The organism is Collinsella sp. LCP19S3_F2, assembly GCF_052121015.1.
In the GTDB taxonomy this organism is placed as follows: domain Bacteria; phylum Actinomycetota; class Coriobacteriia; order Coriobacteriales; family Coriobacteriaceae; genus Collinsella.
Window position 1 is genome coordinate 1 of sequence record NZ_JBQKFA010000029.1, and the last position, 1,039, is coordinate 1,039.

The 1,039-nt window shown below is 67.9% G+C and carries 2 protein-coding genes; both read right to left on the minus strand.

What is annotated here, in order from left to right:
- On the minus strand, positions 1–901 hold a 901-nt coding region (locus ACTQX9_RS09495; RefSeq protein WP_441541376.1), incomplete at its 3' end, for a DDE-type integrase/transposase/recombinase.
- A gap of 41 nt (positions 902–942) precedes the next feature.
- Positions 943–1,039 (minus strand): IS3 family transposase (locus ACTQX9_RS09500; protein WP_441062925.1); only part of this gene is annotated, 97 nt, incomplete at its 5' end.

A 1,039-nucleotide genomic window follows, 5' to 3' on the forward strand; every position in this document is an offset into this window, starting at 1 on the left:
AGGCAAAGCCAAAGAGAGAAAGAGGCACGCCTTTGCCAAACCTGAAACCTTTCCTTGCCACGTGTGAAAAGAACCGCTGCCTCAATTGAAAGCCCGAGCTTGACACAAACATGCAGCGCCTGGGCACGGACCACTCCCTGCCGGCGGCCCTGACGAGCATGGTCGACGGGACGGTCTGGACGCTCACGTCGCCCACCATCGACTCGAGGAGCCGGAGGTTCCCGATGGGCCGCAGGCACTCCTTCTCCCGCATGAACAGCACGTCGGGCGGCAGGCCGGTGGTGCGGTTCGGCTCCGAGTTGGCCTGGGCCTCGACCCGGGCCACCGCCTCGGCGAGGCCGCTCCACCCGGTGAACTCGCCGCCGTAGGCGAGCAGGCGGTTCAGGAAGCGGTTGGCCGACTCGTCCTTGCCCTTGGTCTGCGGCGAGCGCGGCGCGCAGAGCCTGAGCTCGAAGCCGGCCTCCCGCGCGAACCGCCACGCCCTCTCCTGCCTGGTCCTCCTGCGGCCCGAGACGGTCACCAGGCACGACATGTTGTCCGTGATGCACTCCTCCGGGACGCCGCCGAGGCGGGTGAAGGTGGCGAGCAGGCAGGACAGCAGGTCGTCGAGCGTGCGGCTCCTGACCGGTATGAAGCGGTGCTTCCGGGAGTAGCCGAGCGTCGCGGTGAACACGCTGAACTCGAAGACCTCGCCCTCCGAGTCGACGAGCCTCATGCCCTCCTTCCAGTCGAACTGCAGCTGCCTGCCCGGGGGCGTCTCGAACCGCGGGTGCGGCTCGCGGCCGCCCGCGCCCCCGAAGGGCACGTCGCGGGCCCGGCACCAGGCGGTGAAGGCGCCGTACCCGGGCAGCCCCTCCCCGCGGCTCTCGCGCAGGAACGCGTAGACGGCCATCTTGGTCATCCCGGGCAGCTGGGCCTTCGAGCGGATTGGATTGGCAACACCTATTTGGACGATTCCGGGAGGGACAGCCCCGCCTCCCTGAACTCGACCGGAGACATGTAACCCAGCGTCGAGTGGATCCTGAAGTTGTTGTACCAG